This is a genomic window from Spirosoma profusum, from assembly GCF_014699005.1.
GTDB lineage: Bacteria > Bacteroidota > Bacteroidia > Cytophagales > Spirosomataceae > Spirosoma > Spirosoma profusum.
Genome location: NZ_JACWZY010000016.1, coordinates 35883 through 51040, shown reverse-complemented (window position 1 = coordinate 51040; position 15158 = coordinate 35883). Strand labels below are relative to the sequence as shown.

At 46.8% G+C, this 15158-nt stretch carries 17 protein-coding genes; 15 read left to right on the top strand and 2 right to left on the bottom strand.

Annotated elements, in window-relative coordinates; translation table 11 throughout:
- Positions 1-134: 134 nt before the first annotated feature.
- The 8 genes from IC229_RS18520 (at position 135) to IC229_RS18485 (ending at position 7259) form a co-directional block, all read left to right on the top strand.
- Positions 135-530 (top strand): hypothetical protein, encoded by a 396-nt coding sequence (locus IC229_RS18520; RefSeq protein WP_190888497.1) that lies wholly within the window; start codon positions 135-137, stop codon positions 528-530.
- Positions 531-986: 456 nt separating this feature from the next.
- Positions 987-2237 (top strand): site-specific integrase, encoded by a 1251-nt coding sequence (locus tag IC229_RS18515; RefSeq protein ID WP_190888496.1) that lies wholly within the window; start codon positions 987-989, stop codon positions 2235-2237.
- A 15-nt stretch (positions 2238-2252) separates the two neighbouring features.
- Positions 2253-3050 (top strand): hypothetical protein, encoded by a 798-nt coding sequence (locus IC229_RS18510; protein ID WP_190888495.1) that lies wholly within the window; start codon positions 2253-2255, stop codon positions 3048-3050.
- 105 nt (positions 3051-3155) lie between these two features.
- Complete coding sequence (locus tag IC229_RS18505; RefSeq protein ID WP_190888494.1) at positions 3156-3440, top strand: helix-turn-helix domain-containing protein; 285 nt, start codon at positions 3156-3158, stop codon at positions 3438-3440.
- 78 nt (positions 3441-3518) lie between these two features.
- Entirely contained in the window at positions 3519-5207 is a 1689-nt protein-coding gene (locus tag IC229_RS18500) for a primase-helicase family protein (RefSeq protein WP_190888493.1), read from the top strand.
- A 48-nt stretch (positions 5208-5255) separates the two neighbouring features.
- Entirely contained in the window at positions 5256-6635 is a 1380-nt protein-coding gene (locus IC229_RS18495; RefSeq protein WP_190888492.1) for a hypothetical protein, read from the top strand.
- Complete coding sequence (locus IC229_RS18490) at positions 6632-7021, top strand: hypothetical protein (RefSeq protein WP_190888491.1); 390 nt, start codon at positions 6632-6634, stop codon at positions 7019-7021. The genes IC229_RS18495 and IC229_RS18490 overlap by 4 nt, the downstream gene beginning before the upstream one ends.
- Positions 7022-7025: 4 nt before the next feature.
- Positions 7026-7259 carry a hypothetical protein gene (locus IC229_RS18485; RefSeq protein ID WP_190888490.1) on the top strand — a complete coding sequence of 78 codons (234 nt, stop codon included), beginning with the start codon at positions 7026-7028 and terminating at the stop codon, positions 7257-7259.
- A gap of 1690 nt (positions 7260-8949) precedes the next feature.
- On the opposite strand, the gene tnpA is transcribed toward IC229_RS18485, so the two are convergent.
- On the bottom strand, positions 8950-9378 hold the full coding sequence (gene tnpA / locus IC229_RS18480) for an IS200/IS605 family transposase (protein ID WP_190888489.1): 429 nt from the start codon (positions 9376-9378) through the stop codon (positions 8950-8952).
- A 55-nt stretch (positions 9379-9433) separates the two neighbouring features.
- Between tnpA and IC229_RS18475 the strand changes: the two genes are divergently transcribed.
- The 6 genes from IC229_RS18475 to IC229_RS18450 all read left to right on the top strand — a co-directional run bounded on the left by IC229_RS18475 (position 9434) and on the right by IC229_RS18450 (position 13838).
- Entirely contained in the window at positions 9434-9700 is a 267-nt protein-coding gene (locus tag IC229_RS18475) for a hypothetical protein (protein ID WP_190888488.1), read from the top strand.
- 11 nt (positions 9701-9711) lie between these two features.
- A complete protein-coding gene (locus IC229_RS18470) occupies positions 9712-9906 on the top strand; it encodes a hypothetical protein (RefSeq protein WP_190888487.1) in 195 nt (64 codons plus the stop codon).
- A complete protein-coding gene (locus IC229_RS18465; RefSeq protein ID WP_190888486.1) occupies positions 9890-10237 on the top strand; it encodes a helix-turn-helix domain-containing protein in 348 nt (115 codons plus the stop codon). The genes IC229_RS18470 and IC229_RS18465 overlap by 17 nt, the downstream gene beginning before the upstream one ends.
- Positions 10230-10643, top strand: a complete 414-nt coding sequence (locus IC229_RS18460; protein WP_190888485.1) for a hypothetical protein — start codon at positions 10230-10232, stop codon at positions 10641-10643. The genes IC229_RS18465 and IC229_RS18460 overlap by 8 nt, the downstream gene beginning before the upstream one ends.
- Before the next feature lie 89 nt (positions 10644-10732).
- On the top strand, positions 10733-10978 hold the full coding sequence (locus tag IC229_RS18455) for a hypothetical protein (RefSeq protein WP_190888484.1): 246 nt from the start codon (positions 10733-10735) through the stop codon (positions 10976-10978).
- 4 nt (positions 10979-10982) lie between these two features.
- Complete coding sequence (locus IC229_RS18450; protein ID WP_190888483.1) at positions 10983-13838, top strand: hypothetical protein; 2856 nt, start codon at positions 10983-10985, stop codon at positions 13836-13838.
- Here the strand turns inward: IC229_RS18450 and IC229_RS18445 are convergent, their stop codons facing one another.
- Positions 13839-14441, bottom strand: coding sequence for a hypothetical protein (locus IC229_RS18445; RefSeq protein ID WP_190888482.1), 603 nt, complete (start codon positions 14439-14441; stop codon positions 13839-13841).
- Positions 14442-14580: 139 nt separating this feature from the next.
- Between IC229_RS18445 and IC229_RS18440 the strand changes: the two genes are divergently transcribed.
- A complete protein-coding gene (locus tag IC229_RS18440) occupies positions 14581-14952 on the top strand; it encodes a hypothetical protein (RefSeq protein WP_190888481.1) in 372 nt (123 codons plus the stop codon).
- Positions 14953-15158 lie beyond the last annotated feature (206 nt).

Genomic DNA, 15158 nt, shown 5'->3' with positions numbered 1-15158 from the left:
CTTTAGTACCGAATTTACACCATTCATAAAGGTTTTCTGACAGTCTGTACCAATCTCAATTCACAACCGATTTTTACCGCCATACCTTTGACACGTTCAAACAAACAACTACCAACAACAAATACATAACACTCATGAAAACGTTTGCCCAATCCCTCATCGCTGCCTTACTGTTAAGCACTACTACGTTTGCCGCTCCGGCTAACCCAACCGTAAATCCGACCGCTACGACTAGTTCGTACAAAGCGGCCGTTTTTCCATCGGCAACTCCTTCCAAACTGAACGTATTTGTGGAGCGGGAACCCGGTAAAGCACTGGTTGTTCTGCTGAAAAGCAAAAGTGGCGATCTGCTGGCGAAACAATCGATCAGCAAAAAACAAGGCAACTTCCATTTCAAATTCGATATGGCTGAGCTGGAAGATGGTGCCTACCAAGTTGAAATCGTTTCAGGCAATGACGTATCGGTGCATCCAGTTACGTTATCGACCAAGCCGACCCAGATATCAGCCCGCACCATTACGTTGAACTAAACAATAGCGACTTTCAACGGGAAAAGCCACGGCTGTGAAGTCGTGGCTTTTGAATATTATGTGACCAGAAATTCTTTGATTTGATTGTGAAAGTGTTTGAAGCTTTGGAATTTTTTAGAGAGTTTTTCACAATCGCTTTTAGTATAGCTAACTAACAGGTCATTACAATCCATATTAGAGCTTTCCCAATAAGTTTCCTTAATGTTACAGTGAAACAAAAAAAACTGCAAGCGCCTAATTTTAAAGACACCTGCAGTTTGTATTGTACCAGGAGCGGGAATCGAACTTCTACTTTTCAAGTCCAATATAAACCGAAAAAGTACCCTCATCTATACTTAAATGGTCTTTTCTCTGGAATATAGAAGTAGTAGAAGGTAAATAAAAGTAAAAATTGTTACAGTAATGTTACAGTAAAAGGCTTCTCTTGACTATATTTAATGCAGACAAGAGAACGCCATGAGCCAGCCCAAACCTGATAACGCGCCTGCCAGTGGACGCGCTAAGACCAACACCATATCCTTTACTGTTGAGCTGGGCAACAAGCCTAAAAAAGATGGGCGATATGCCTTGTATCTGCGTATAACCGAGAACCGTCAACACCGCCGAGTTTACATCGGTTTTGATATCCCCCTGAAGGATTGGAACCCTAATAAGAAAGAAGTAAGACGTTCCTATGTACTGCACGAGGTAATCAATAAAAAGATAGATGCTATCAAATCGGACGCGATTCGCCTGAAAGCTGATACTAAAAATGTTACCTCACTGGTAATCGCCGAAAACCTTAAAGGTCGCTCCTCTGCCTACTTTTTTCAGTACGCATACGAGTATCTATCCAATAAGCCTTACAATACTCAGCGCAACGTCCGATCCGAAATTAATAAGCTTCTAGAATACGTCGACAACAAAGAACTTTTCTTCTCAGATATTACGGTTAAGCTGCTAACCGATTACGAGCAATGGTTGCGTACCAAAAAGGGGAACACAACCAATACTATAGGGACAGGCTTCTCTAAAATCAGGGCCGTATTCAATCAGGCCGTGAAAGAGGGATTAGTACCAATCCAGGACAATCCGTTTCTATTAATCAAATTAAAAGAGGGCAAGCCGGACCGAGTACGATTAACAGAGGGAGAACTAGAAACCTTTCGTAATGTATCCTTACCCGAGGGATCTTTGCTGTGGCATACCCGCAACTACTGGCTATGTGCATTCTATATGGCCGGAATGCGATTTAGTGATATATGCTGTTTGCAATGGAAAAACATTAACGACAATCGGCTCTCTTACGTCATGTGGAAAACAAAGGCCACCGTCACAAAGAGTCACTCTATACAGCTACCCAAGCAGGCCGAGGAAATCATAAGGCACTACCAACCAGAGAAGATCGACCCGGAGGGCTTTGTGTTCCCAATTATGAGCGCCAAACGGACTTATGACGCAGACGTTGATATACTAAAGGAAGTCAGCCGGAAAAATGCGCTCATCAATAGGTATCTCAAGAAAATATGTTTTTTGGCTGGTATCCCTAGAGAACTCTCTTTTCACTCAGCTAGGCACACCTTTGCCGATTTAGGCCGTAAAAAGATTAATGACGTTTACGCAATTTCTAAGCTCCTCAGGCACTCAAAAATTAACATCACCGAAAAGTATTTATCTGAGTTCGATACTGACACAACAGACAAAGCACTCGAATCAATCTTTGGGTAAATCTACTATTTGAGTATGGCGACTATCATCTTCCAAGCCGAGGATATTCATTATGAGGAAAATTACTACCCTCTTTTCATTGAAACTTATAATCCGGACAGAACTAATAAAGAAAGAGAAGCCGGTTGGGAGTTTGAGCTTGATGATTCTATCGTTAGGCAGATTGTTGACCTATGTCAGGATTACCATACGGATCGCTTTATGAGAGAGGCTTTCTGTATCGTCCGCCATATGCAAGAAGATATAGCAAAAAACAAAATTCGTATATCAAAAAGCGCATGGGAGTCGGGCTTGGGAGAATCTATAAATAATCTGGAAAGATGGCTAGAGTCAGCCCAATTTGAAAAAATATTTAGTGATAGCAATCTAGACTACTTTAAGGTCAAACAAAAAGACAGTCAGGTTCTCATAAAATATGAAGGTGTATTGCTGGACTTCATTCGGCAGGCGGTTCTAGAGAAAGCGGAGAGAGAAAAAGAATACTTAAATAAACTTCGGTTAGATACCCATAGGGTAGTATGGCAAGCAAAAGATCATCTCAAACCACAAGAGACTAAGCGAGGTGAAAAGCACTTTGCTTATTACATAGCTTGGTTTTTTCGGGATCAGCTCGATAACCAAAGGCTAAATAAAAAGTATGTTAATAAAGAACGAATCGATGAATTCGGGGCTGAACTCATGAAGATTGCTGGATTTGAATTTATCTGCGATACATCAGATATGTCCTCAGTTCTTCATGAACGCAAAATGACCTTTCGTTCGTGGAGAACCGAATACAAAAAGTTTTTAGAAAAACACAACCTAATACCTTGATAAACAATTAGTATAGGCTCGCCAAAAAAGTATCTTTTTTCTATACTACTCTTAAAACTCCCACCTACCCAACTTCGACTCAACAAACAAAGCACGTCGAAGAAAATGGAAGCAGTTTGCATTCTACCAGAGAGCGATTACCGCAACATTCAATCCTCAATTTCTAACATTGAATCTGCTCAAGCTAAGCTGACTGCAGATTCAAATCGGGAGTATCTCTACACCGACGAGGAGTTCTGTCAGATTATGAAAGTCAGCAAAAAGACCGCCCAAATCTGGCGGGCGAAGGGCGTTGTTGGCTACGTTCAGATCGGCTCAGTGTTGCGCTACCGCAAGGAACACATAGCGGCTTTGTGTGAAAAATTCGGCGTTAAGGCAACCCTTAACTAGCCTCTCCCTTATCCCACTTCACACAAAACAAAACCGCCCTCGGTCCCCAAAACCAAAGGCGGCTAAAGCACTGATACTATGACGACTGCGCAGGCTAAAGGTACATCTATTCCGCCAATTTCCAATATGACAGATAAGGAGTTGGCATCGTCGGGTGATTTCGTTTTTGACGAAACGGAGCATGGAGATGCTTCTATTATTTTCATCCGAAAGGATGAAGTAACTATTGATCTTTGGACGTTCGAGAAAGATTCAAAAACCCAGGAGTGGGTGCTTTCGGGACTTTACCGAACCGGTATACTGGAATATCTACAAGGGCTACTTTTCGCCAAACGGTACCGACCGGATAACTTCTCTACGTCTTTAATCCGGGGTGATTCAATTATTGAGCCGGTTATTGACACCAACATGCGGGACTGTCTCAAAGCCTATATTGAGTCAAAACCCTACCCGCTGAGCGTTGACTACATCACAGCAACCTATGAGGGCAGACTGGAGATATACAACCGCCAGCAACACCTAACCGTTAACCCCAAAAACCTGGAGGGGCTTCATACCCACGCCAGGCCGTTGCTTCGCGATACTGAGACAGCCTGCTACATTCCTTACAAAAATGGCATTATAGCAGTTAAGGCCGGAAGTGTCAAGATACTTCCTTATGACTTTCTGCAGGATCGTTGTGTTTGGAAATCGCAAGTCATTAACCGAGTATTCGACCCCAGTGCTAACGGAGAGGAGTGTCATTTTGCCCTCTTCCTGCTCAACATTACCAATAGAGAACCTGACCGATTGAGATCCTTTCGAACAGCCATCGGCTACCTCATTCACCACTACGGCAACCCAGCCGAAGGACAGGCGGTCATCTGCTATGATGAGGAAATAACCGATGCACGAAAGCCTGAAGGCGGTACGGGCAAAGGGTTGTTTGGTAATGCCATTCGGCAGATACGTCCGGTTGCTGTAATCGATGGAAAGAAATTCGATCAGAACGACCGCTTTTGCTTTCAGCAGGTCAATGAAGATACGGCTATTGTGTGGATTGATGATCCGGTAGTAAACCACCCTAAGGCCGAACGGAGATTTACCCTGGAACGCTTTTTTAGTCTACTAACTGAAGGCTGGAGCATCGAGCGCAAGCACGAAAAGGCTTTCCGGATTCCCGCGAAGGAGGGGCCGAAATTGCTCATTTCCTCAAACGTGGTGATGCCTAATGAGGGGTCGAGCAATATTCGTCGGCAATTCATTATTGAGTTTGGTAATCACTACAAACGCCAGATAAAACGAGGAAATGAGAAGCCCATTCAGGCTGAACACGGATGTATTTTCTTCTCGGATGATTGGGATGCTGAAGAATGGCAACGCTTCGACCAATACATGATTGGTTGCGTTGAGGAGTACCTGCGCGATGGGCTACAACCCTACACGCTTCGTAGCGCCGATCAGAACAGATTGCGGCAGGTTGCGGGTGAAGAGTTCTACGAATGGGTGACGACCTATCAGAATACAGGTTTGGTACCGGATCAGGAGTATAATCGAGATGAGTTGTTTCGGGAATATAAGGCGTTTGCTGGTTTGCCGGACAATCAGACTGTTACTCGGGCTTTTACCAATAACATCACCCAGTACGCCAAAGGGCTGGAAATACGAACGCGGAGCCAATACCCGCAATATCACCTTTACGCTGAAACCTCAATAATCGTGCATTTAGCATTTAACATTTCACCTGTTGGGGGGTGTATATGTGCGCGAGTACATACATACCCCTAAACAGTAGGAAGCTTAAATGCTAAATGCAGTAAACAACACTTTACCTGTATGGCACCCTCACTGCTTGACTTGCCTATCAGCTTCTTTGAGTTCGACCACAAACGCCACTCCTTCGGCAACGTACCAACCCAAAAGACCACTTTGCGCCGAATGGCAACCACCCGCTACTATCAGCCACAAGTTGAGGCAATATGTGCTGAGGTAGAGAAAGCAAAACAGGATGAGCTAAAAAAATACCTCTCTGCTTTTACGCCTGTAGCTCTGTTAAGAGACCGCAAAGCCAGCTCCACCATTGAGGAAAAGATTATTCACCAATGGTCGATGCTGATGGGAGATGTCGATATCAAAGACAACCCGGGCGTTGATATGGCTGAGTTAAAAAAACTCATTGCCAATTTACCCTATGTATTGCTTTGTGCCTATTCGGTACGTCGGGGACTTTGGTTCGTTGTCCGCCTGCCTGACCATCAAACACCCGAAACCCTGAAGGCTCATTTTCGCTATTTGCAGAAGCTATTCACTGAGCGATTTGGCATAACCCTTGACAGCACAAAGGGTTGTAATGCAACCGATTTACGCTTTGCTTCCTTCGACGAGGCACCTTACCTTAATGATGAGGCATCGGTGATGAAGGGTACCTATACGCCACCAGCACCTAAACGTGGACCAATTCACTACGGTGGGAGTTCAGACGACAACCAGCAAAACCTACTAAAACGGCTTATTCGGTTTGTTGATCGGGCGGGCGAGGGGCAGCGCCACGAAACATTGCTCAAAGCGGCAAAGCTGGCCGGGGGGTATATTGCTGCTGACCGAATGGACGAAGATACTGCTGTACTTGCTTTAGAGACAGCCGCCAGCGAATGGCCACAGTTTTCCAAATCTCAGAAAACCATCCGTGATGGTATCCGCTACGGTTTGACTTCGCCCGTGCATCCTGAAGTTAATCCAAACCCACCCCAGGCGTGGAAAAGGGAAGTTAGAAAAGGACGACCTCAGCCTGTTAGTGTATCCGCACAGCCCTTCAACGATGAGTCTGCTTCGGAGTGGAAACCATTTCAGTATACAACCAGACGTATAGAGGCTGAGGTTATCGCTGAGGAGCCGACTTTTCTTAGTGTGGTAAGAAAAGTCTCAGACAGCCCAGAGCCGCTGATTGTAAAAACCATTGCTGAGCAGCTAGACAATCCCGGTTCTATCCTTCGGCCGGATGAGTCGCAACTTGAGCGGGAGTTTCCTGTAGGTGCCGATATACCTTTCACCGAAGATTACCCGCCCGAAATAGACGAGCCCAGCCCACCCGGAGCGGTGCCCCAAATCAAAGAAATCAAACCTAAAAACGGTGATTATTCCGTCTGGCAGCGTAGCCCCGAAAGCCCGTTTTATAAACTCGGGCTTGCATCCTTACCAACCAAACAGCAATCATGAACACCCGCACATTACCCCGACTCACTCAGCAATTTGAGCATACCACACTCAACACGGCTCAGATCACCGCTTACCTGATTGGCATTCCCCGCTACCTGGAGGCAGGCGTCTATCAGGGCGTCAGTGAGAAAGCCTGTCACTATCTGGCTTATGCGGATGGCGTGGAGTTCTGGCTTCGGCGCTATCTGGCCGGTAAGCCTGCTACCCTGCACAACGTATTTCGGGAGATTCGCGCTTTTCTGGCCCATGACGAAACAGCCGCCCGCCACATGATTCTTTTTGTGCTCAATGCGGTAGCCGATACGATGCTACAAAATGAGTGGTATGAATTGATGAAGCCCTACAACATTGCCCGTAAACGCATACAGAAAACCTTTAACATCTAATCCAATGGTACGCACTCACTTCGATAGTCAGTACGAATACTTTGTTGATTTCTTCCAGGGCAAGCCCGTCAAGATGATGCGGGACAGAAAAACCGGAGAGCTTCTCTTTGATGCCGAAAGTGTAGCGCCTATTCTGGGCTTTGCCTCAGCCGAGGAGATGTTTAGTAATGACGCCGTATTAGACCTGCTCAATGAGCAGATTACAAAGGGGCAAGGTAGACCGATACGCCGGATGTAATCCCTCGCTTACCTCTTGGTGCGTTTACAATAGTTAACATTTCGGGGGTAGTTTCCGGAGTTTCGGACTCCACAACGCGCAAGCCCTCCAGATACCCCGCTTTTTCAAATCTACTGTGTATCTACTGTGATTTAGCAGCGAAAGGATAGTTGCACTAGAGAGAGTGAAAACCTTACAAAACCTTACATTTTATTGGCTTTTCTGTAGTAGCATCCGCGCTCGGTCGATGTACAGAGCCTGAGAAAACCTGAGTTTTTGGCAAGCCGAAGTGCTGCTTACCAATTGGTGACTTTACTATACTTTACCTTTCGAGGGCAAATGTTATGCTTTGTTATGGTTTCGAGGGGTAGAATGATGACATTTCAGGGGTAAAAACTTGTCAAAACTTGTCATTTTGCCCTCCTGGAACCTAACAAAACCTAACATTTCGAGGCTTTTATTCGCCGGTTTACATTGGTTTACTTTTGGGTTACTTTTATCCCTACTTTACCCTTACTTTTCGTAGCGGATCCCTGTAGTGGATTTATGCCCAAAAGCCTCAATACTGAGCCTGTAGGCACGTTTTTAGGCAGTAGTACCGGCACTACCTCAAAACAAAAGGTAAACCGCCCGTTTCGGAGCCTTGAAGTGTTTTTATTCCCGATCATGCGCGCCTGAGCAAAACCTCACAAAACCTCACATTTTTAAAAACGATTTTTCAGCGTTGAGGTCACTAAACACCTGACTATTAGGTTTTCCGGAGCTTTCGAAGTCCGCAATACGCGAGATGTAACGATTTATGTAAAGTTCAGGCACTTGCCCTTGCGATACTGACGTTACAATACGTTACATAAAACGCCACTCCCTGCCTCCTGAAGAGTTTTCTTACACGGTAAAACGCGCGCGAGGGTAGCGTTACTTTTGCGTTACTTTTCCACCGATCAGGCAAGAGTTTCCCCGCCCGATAAAAGAGCCATTGTCGCACGTAGAAGATTTTTTCACGATCACTTACGCGCACCCGAGCGAGGTTTCTTTACCACGATAAAAAGGCCATAGCTATGACTAGAAGATTTTTCGGCGGTCATTACACGTATAGAGATAGCTGAAGAGTTTTTGTACTCGGTAAAAAGGGCACCCTCAGTGAACAGAAGATTTTTTGACATCACAACGCACACAGGTAACGCTCATAAATACACCGAGGATACACCGACAGAATAGAGTTTTTGGAGTCCATAACACGCGCCCCTCCAGAGTAGCACAAATCCAAGTAGACCAAACCCAAGAGCAGAAATAGAGCAGTAATAAAACGCTCTTCTCAATGGGACAAAATCAAGTTGACCCCAGGCAATAACAGTGAGAAAACAGTGAGCGCTCCCCTCGCTGTATGGGACAAATCCAATATGCTCAGGCTCCTCAAAAAACAACATAAAAACGACATGGGTATGTCGATCTAACAACATGAAAACGACATAGCCGCTGCCAATCTAACGGCATAGAAACGGCATGAGTTAGCCAGTTTAACGGAATAAAAACGGAATAGAACCCCGCTGCTACCCTCCTCAAAAATTAAAGTACGAAAATGAAATAGTACTTTGAATTGCAAAGTAAAATCGGTATTTTAGGGACGAAATAAGAAGCCGATTTTATGCCAGAATTAAACAACTATCGGCTCAAGCCGATAGATTTAAAGTAGGGCTGAAGCCCGCTAAAGTCAGTCACTAATTTTGAAGTCATCATCCGATGGGGAGACGTCTTGCTTTTCGATATATTCCTTTACGACTTCATCTGTCACTGTACCAACGCTGGCCGCAAAGTAGCCTCGTGCCCACAAATGCTGACCCCAAAACGCCTTACGCAGCGCATCATATTCACCCAATAGCTTGCGGGAACTCTTCCCCTTTAGATACTGAACTAGTTTACTCACCGAGATCGTGGGCGGATAGCTCAACAACAAATGCACATGATCCGAGGAAATATGACCCTTTACGATCACCACCTCGTTGGCCTTGCAGATCTCTCGAATCAGTTCCCGTAGCCGAATGGACACGTCTCCTTTCAATATACGTTTACGATACTTGGTAATCCAGACCAAGTGAATTTTTAACTCATAGCGACTATGGGAGCCCGTACGATAATCCATCCCATAAAGCTACTAAAGTTGCCGCCTGAAGGCGTGGGATTTCACCCATCCCAATATGTGTAAATTAAGACCTACTAAGCACCCTAACCTCGAATCGGTATTTGAGGTAAGAACCTACTCAATAGATCTCTTTTGCGGCAACTGTAAAACAGCGGGCAAGATGGCCGTATCAGGCCCAACGGTAGCGGGTAAGACTCCGCACACCTGCACCCGTTGCGGTCGTACCGATGAGATTGCTGGCGATCCTTACCCCAGAACAGCTACCCGCAAGTTTCGGGCCGCCCCAATTGGTCAGGGTGTAAATGATATTCCGGGCATTTAAACAGATTGACAATGGAGAATCAACACATAGCTGAAACATTTGAGCAACTCGCTACTGCACTTGAAGGATTTCGGGAGCAGCAACAGCAATCCCTCCAAAGCCTTATTGCCTTCTCTGAAATCATATCGGAGCAAATCGGGCAAATCACTAAAATGGCTGAGGCAATTAAGATCAATCCCGATCGATCTATTGCCCTCGCAGATTAGCGGGCTGGCTTTAATCGCGGCTCAGCAACTCCTGCAAAAAGATCGAATTGTTAATATCGATATAGCCCAGACGATAACCGGCAAAGCGAAGTCAACCCTCTACAACCTGGCCAACTCGGGTAAAATCCCCTCTATCAAAAATGGCGGACAGGTGCTATTCCCTGAAAAGGCATTGCAGGCTTACGCTTTCCAGGTTCGGGGTATTAAAAACCTACGCGAATCGGGTCCGCACTTTGTGCAGCTACCCGAAGCTCTGAAGGTTAGCGAGGCTGGCTTGCTTGACCTGATAAAACAGAACCACCAAACAAACAGCACTACAACCAATGAATAAGCTATCAGGCTACAAAGAAATTACCCTAGAGAATGGTAAAACGTTAGAGTTCAAGTTCGCGAACGGTGCCCTTGAGCTATACTCTGAATTAACCGGCATTAAGACCTTCGCCGAAATCGACGAGTCACTAATGCCCGATCTGATTGATGGGGTAGACGAAAATAAGAACCCGATTAAGGTGCCCACCTTCACCCCCCGCTATTTGAAGGCATGGCGGCTGTGGGACTATTCGGCGGCTAAATACGCAGCACTTGCTCAGCGCAAGCCTATTGATTTCACCGAGTGGGACGCGGCTGAGTGGATTGAGCAGGCAGGTGCTGAGGTATTCCGGGCGGCTATGGATATACCGGAGCCGGACTCAACAAAAAAAAACGAAGCGCCGGAAGTAGCGACAGCGAACCCTTAACCGTAAAGGCGTTTCGGTTTCGCTCACTGGCAAAACTCAAGATTTCGCCCGATCAATATTTTGACCTGACGCAAGCCGAAACCTTTGCTATGTGGGAGGGTGAGAATGATAGGGAAACACTGTTGATGTGGCTTTGCCGACGAATAGCAACCCTAATCCGAAACGCCCACTTTAAAGACTCGGTTTCGGAATACGATTTTATGCCGCTACCCTGGGATGATGAGCAGCGAAGCCGACAACAGGGGATGGACGCACAAGCGGCATTTATGAGCCTAGCGGCCGCAATGGGTGCTGAGATAGTACGAGAGGAGTATTCAGAGAAATCGACACAGTAAAGCCATGTATCGCAATTTTAGTGTAGAAATAGGAGCCGATTTAACCAGGTTAGAGGCTGGTACCCGCCGCTCGGCTCAACTCTTTGGCGATATTGCCAACCAAGCCGTACAAGCAGGGGGGAGAATAGCCGGGGGCTTTGATCGGGCGGGCGCATCTGCAACCCGGTTTAGTGGGCAAGCGATTAGCCTTCGCGGGGAACTCCTCAAAATGGCCGCGCAAGCCTTCACGGTCGATAAGGTTCTGGAGTTCGGCAATGCCATTCTTACCACCAGCGGCAAGTTCGAGAAGTACAACGCGATACTTAAGAACGGGCTAGGCAGTCAGGCGGGAGCAAGAGCCAACTTAAACATGCTCACCAACTTTGCCGCTGAAACCCCTAACCAGCTAGACGAACTGACGGGCTCGTTTATTAAGTTCGTCAACCGGGGTCTTATCCCCTCAAAAGCACAGCTTACCAACTTTGGCGATCTGGCCGCTTCACAGGGCAAGGGATTCGATCAGCTAACCGAGGCCATTCTAGATGCACAAACGGGCGAATTTGAGCGACTAAAGGAGTTCGGTATTCGTGCCAGTAAGTCTGGCGATCAGGTGAGGCTAGCCTTCAAGGGGATGAATCAGACGGTTGATATAACAACCGAGGGCGTAACAAAAGCTATTGAGAAGTTCGGCCAAATGTCCGGTGTCGCCGGAAGTATGTCCGCTGTTGCTCAGACGCAGGAGGGTATGGTGAGTAACCTCAGCGATAGCTACGACCGTCTGCTGGTTGTGTTAGGTAATGCTGGCGTAGCGAGTGCGTTTAAAGTTGCCGTTGGTGCAGCATCGAGCTTCTTGAGTGTTGTAACGGATCTAATAGCCGCTTCACCTGCCGAGGAACTACGTAAAGAGCAAACCGAAATCAATGGACTTGTTGGCGCTATCGCCCTGGCTAATGATAATGAAACCGTTCGGCTCAACCTGATAACGCAGCTTAATCAGAAATACCCTGAGTTTCTAGGACAAATCAATGCTGAGTCGGTTGATTCTGATTTGTTAGCCCGACGTTTGGCTGCTGTCAACGATCAATACGAACGTAAGATACGGCTGGCAGTAAGTCAGGAGCGGCTAACCAGTAAGCAGGAGGAATATACCCAGACCATTCGCGCTCAGGCTCAAGTTTATGAGCAGTTGGCTAAAGCCGCCGGAATGTCCACCGCCGAACTCTCTAGGCTCACTGAAGCCCAAAAGATTGCGCTGGCTCGTGAACTAGGAGCAAAACAAGGGAAAGTTCACATAGGGCAGGGCGTATATGTAGACAATGGCATGACTGCCGCGGCTAATTTCCTTGAAACGAGTGGGGAGAAGTTGAAGAAACAGAAGGCGGAATTAGATGCACTTAATGATGAGGGGGCTGCTCAGCAAGCCGAACTTACCCGATTAACCGTTGAAGGCTATCAGAAAGAAATAGCTGCCATTCGTGAGAAGATCAAGGCGAAGGCGATGGATAAAACAGTAGGCGAAGCCGAGATTAAACGCCTACAGGATCAGATACGAATTGCCGAAGGCAAGCCCCTTAAAACAGAAAAGCCTCCCGTTACCGATACAAAGACCAAACCGAAACTTAAGGTTGATGATTCGGTAGAGGCTTTCTTGCGTCGCACCGAGGCTGAACTGGAAAAGAAGATTCAGGGGCTTTCTCAGAAAGAGGCAGCGGCTCAAATGCAGGGCCTGGAGAACAACGACGAAAACAGCCTGTATGTCAAACTCCGGGCGGTACGAGGGGAACTGGAAACACTACAGGGCATGACGAACGTTACCCCTCGGCTAAATATTACCGGCATTAAGGAAATTACCGGGAAGGGTACTCAGGAGGCTGTTGATAATATACTTCGCAACTTTCTTGAACTTGCTGATACGACACCGGAGTTATTCTCAAAAACGGGTATCAACAGCTTTATAACAGGCATTGAGCGAATCTCGCCGGGGTTAGATTATTACCGGGCCAAGATTGAAGAGATTAAGCTGACAATAGCCACGATGTCACTCGCGAAGCTTGCTTTGCCTCCTGGACTGCTGGCTGATCTGAAAAAGCTAAAAGAATTACTAGCCCAGGCAGAAGGTGCGGCTGGCGCGGCTGATGCTCAGACGAATCCGGGAGCCTCTGGAGAGGATGATGCTAAATGGATGGCAAAAGCTCAGCGACGTATCGACCAGATGAAAGCCCAGGGTAAGCAGGTCAAGCAGACCGCCGAAGAAATGGCGAGCGACATGAAGGCCGCTCATGATGCCTTGGCGGGTGAAGCTGCCCGAATGCTGGAGGGTATTGGTGAGGGATTGGGCAGAGGAGAGAACCCCTTAAAAATTGCCCTTCAGTCGGTTATGAACTTACTCGGAGACTTTATGATACGAATCGGTACGGCGATGATTGTCGGGGGTACACTCCTGACCGCAGCTATAGCCGCCTTCCCGTTTATGGCAGCCGTACTAAAACTTGATGGGCCTGCCGGTATTATTGCCGGTGGTGCGCTGATTGTTGGCGGTGGAGCCGTGAAGGGATTAGCCGGAAGTCTGGAAGGTGGCGGACTTGCTACAGGGCGGGCTATTGTTGAAGTGGGTGAGTCCCAAAAAGCCCTAAGCGGTGGTGGAGAGTTTATTGCGCCGGTGGGTTTGGGAGCCAGATTGATAGCGCAGGAAATGAATAAAATGGGGGCGTTTGGTTCGCTACGTGGCGCACAGCCATTGACTCAGTTAACGCCATTCAGTGGACCAAATGGCGGGATGTATATTGAGGTCGGTGGCAAAATGCGATTAGAGGGCAATGACCTGGTTGGCTCACTTCGTCGTACGCAAAACTCTAACCGGGTTTACGGCATAGGTGAATAGTTAGGGTTTATTGAGGTGGTTGTTCAGCAGGGTTAGTGCTTCATAGCCTAGCCTTGCTTTTTCAATTGCCTGAGCCTGTCCGGGTGTAATGGTGTATTTTTCTGGTTTGCGGTCAACTCGAACAAACTTACTGTTAATTAATCCGAGTATAGCCTGTTCCTCAACAGGCCCAACAATTTGACTATAGAAACTAGCAATACTAATGTTTTCAATCTTGCCGGAGCATGGCACCATTGTTTCTTCGCCTATCCAGAAGGCCCCAACAGGACCCTTTGCTTCTCTCTGAAAGGTAATGTTTAGGGTAAGTGCTGACGGTCCAGTTAATGAATCATAATTAAATCGCAGGCTAGGGCTAATCACTCTCTTTAATTCGGTGGTATCTACACCGACATACATAACCTTCCCTTCATATGGTATCACCGGGAGCAGGGGCCTAATTGAATCCCAAACAGCCCTCGCCCTGGCTTTACCTGACTCAGATAATTTGATAGTGGGCAATTGGTCCATGTAATACCCCAAAGGTCTATACTCTTCACCCTGCTTTTCGCTGTTACATGCAAAAACGACCATAGAGCCCACGATTAACAAAAGGTATGTTCTCATAAGGTTTGTATAGATCGTTCGTCTACGGACTTAAAAAGTGGCTTAAATGGCAAGTATACTCAAAACACTACGCAGGGATTTTGCAAAAGGAGGATAAACGGTTATATTTATATAATTATATAGTTCATTACTTATATTAATGGCAACGGACAAAGGGATATTACTGGACACCTCGCAGCTAAAAACGCGCAGGCGGTTATATAAAGCCATTCGCGCCCTGCCTGCTGGCCTGTGGTCAGTCGAAATAAGCCGCAAGCGAGCCACTACCTCAACGCTCCAGCGCGGGTACTATTGGGGTTATTTGCTGGTAGAGGTTGCAAGGCTACTCGGTGTTGATCGGGAGAAAGCAGACAAGGTGCTATGCAGTCTGTTCCTGAGTAGTTACGTGGAGGTGGCCGGCAAGCCACTGGCTGTAGTTGGTTCTACGGCCTCGCTCGATGGATTCGAACTTTTACGAGAAAGTGCGGGCCTGGGTGCAGCTAGAATACGGGATAAAGTTAGCCGAGCCTGACCCATTGAAACGAAGCGCCGGGAAGCCAAAAGCAGTAATAGAGTCGGTAGGAATAGCCCGGTAACAGTGATAAAACAGTGTGAAGTCCGGGCGTTGTACGTACATCGTACCTACAAGTAACGGGTTCATGAGGGCAAAGTGTCGCGTTTGAAACATGGCCCTTTCTTGTTAGCAACTGTAAAATATAAACAGGCAACCCCTTAAGT

What these genes read in the sequence shown, in the direction of transcription:
- IC229_RS18450 (WP_190888483.1), top strand. Translation starts at nt 10,983, where the DNA reads ATGTATCGCAATTTTAGTGTAGAAATAGGAGCCGATTTAACCAGGTTA.
- IC229_RS18515 (WP_190888496.1), top strand. Translation starts at nt 987, where the DNA reads ATGAGCCAGCCCAAACCTGATAACGCGCCTGCCAGTGGACGCGCTAAG.
- IC229_RS18485 (WP_190888490.1), top strand. Translation starts at nt 7,026, where the DNA reads ATGGTACGCACTCACTTCGATAGTCAGTACGAATACTTTGTTGATTTC.
- IC229_RS18470 (WP_190888487.1), top strand. Translation starts at nt 9,712, where the DNA reads ATGGAGAATCAACACATAGCTGAAACATTTGAGCAACTCGCTACTGCA.
- IC229_RS18500 (WP_190888493.1), top strand. Translation starts at nt 3,519, where the DNA reads ATGACGACTGCGCAGGCTAAAGGTACATCTATTCCGCCAATTTCCAAT.
- IC229_RS18455 (WP_190888484.1), top strand. Translation starts at nt 10,733, where the DNA reads ATGTGGGAGGGTGAGAATGATAGGGAAACACTGTTGATGTGGCTTTGC.
- tnpA (WP_190888489.1), bottom strand. Translation starts at nt 9,378, where the DNA reads ATGGATTATCGTACGGGCTCCCATAGTCGCTATGAGTTAAAAATTCAC.
- IC229_RS18490 (WP_190888491.1), top strand. Translation starts at nt 6,632, where the DNA reads ATGAACACCCGCACATTACCCCGACTCACTCAGCAATTTGAGCATACC.
- IC229_RS18505 (WP_190888494.1), top strand. Translation starts at nt 3,156, where the DNA reads ATGGAAGCAGTTTGCATTCTACCAGAGAGCGATTACCGCAACATTCAA.
- IC229_RS18445 (WP_190888482.1), bottom strand. Translation starts at nt 14,441, where the DNA reads ATGAGAACATACCTTTTGTTAATCGTGGGCTCTATGGTCGTTTTTGCA.
- IC229_RS18520 (WP_190888497.1), top strand. Translation starts at nt 135, where the DNA reads ATGAAAACGTTTGCCCAATCCCTCATCGCTGCCTTACTGTTAAGCACT.
- IC229_RS18460 (WP_190888485.1), top strand. Translation starts at nt 10,230, where the DNA reads ATGAATAAGCTATCAGGCTACAAAGAAATTACCCTAGAGAATGGTAAA.
- IC229_RS18475 (WP_190888488.1), top strand. Translation starts at nt 9,434, where the DNA reads ATGTGTAAATTAAGACCTACTAAGCACCCTAACCTCGAATCGGTATTT.
- IC229_RS18495 (WP_190888492.1), top strand. Translation starts at nt 5,256, where the DNA reads ATGGCACCCTCACTGCTTGACTTGCCTATCAGCTTCTTTGAGTTCGAC.
- IC229_RS18510 (WP_190888495.1), top strand. Translation starts at nt 2,253, where the DNA reads ATGGCGACTATCATCTTCCAAGCCGAGGATATTCATTATGAGGAAAAT.
- IC229_RS18440 (WP_190888481.1), top strand. Translation starts at nt 14,581, where the DNA reads ATGGCAACGGACAAAGGGATATTACTGGACACCTCGCAGCTAAAAACG.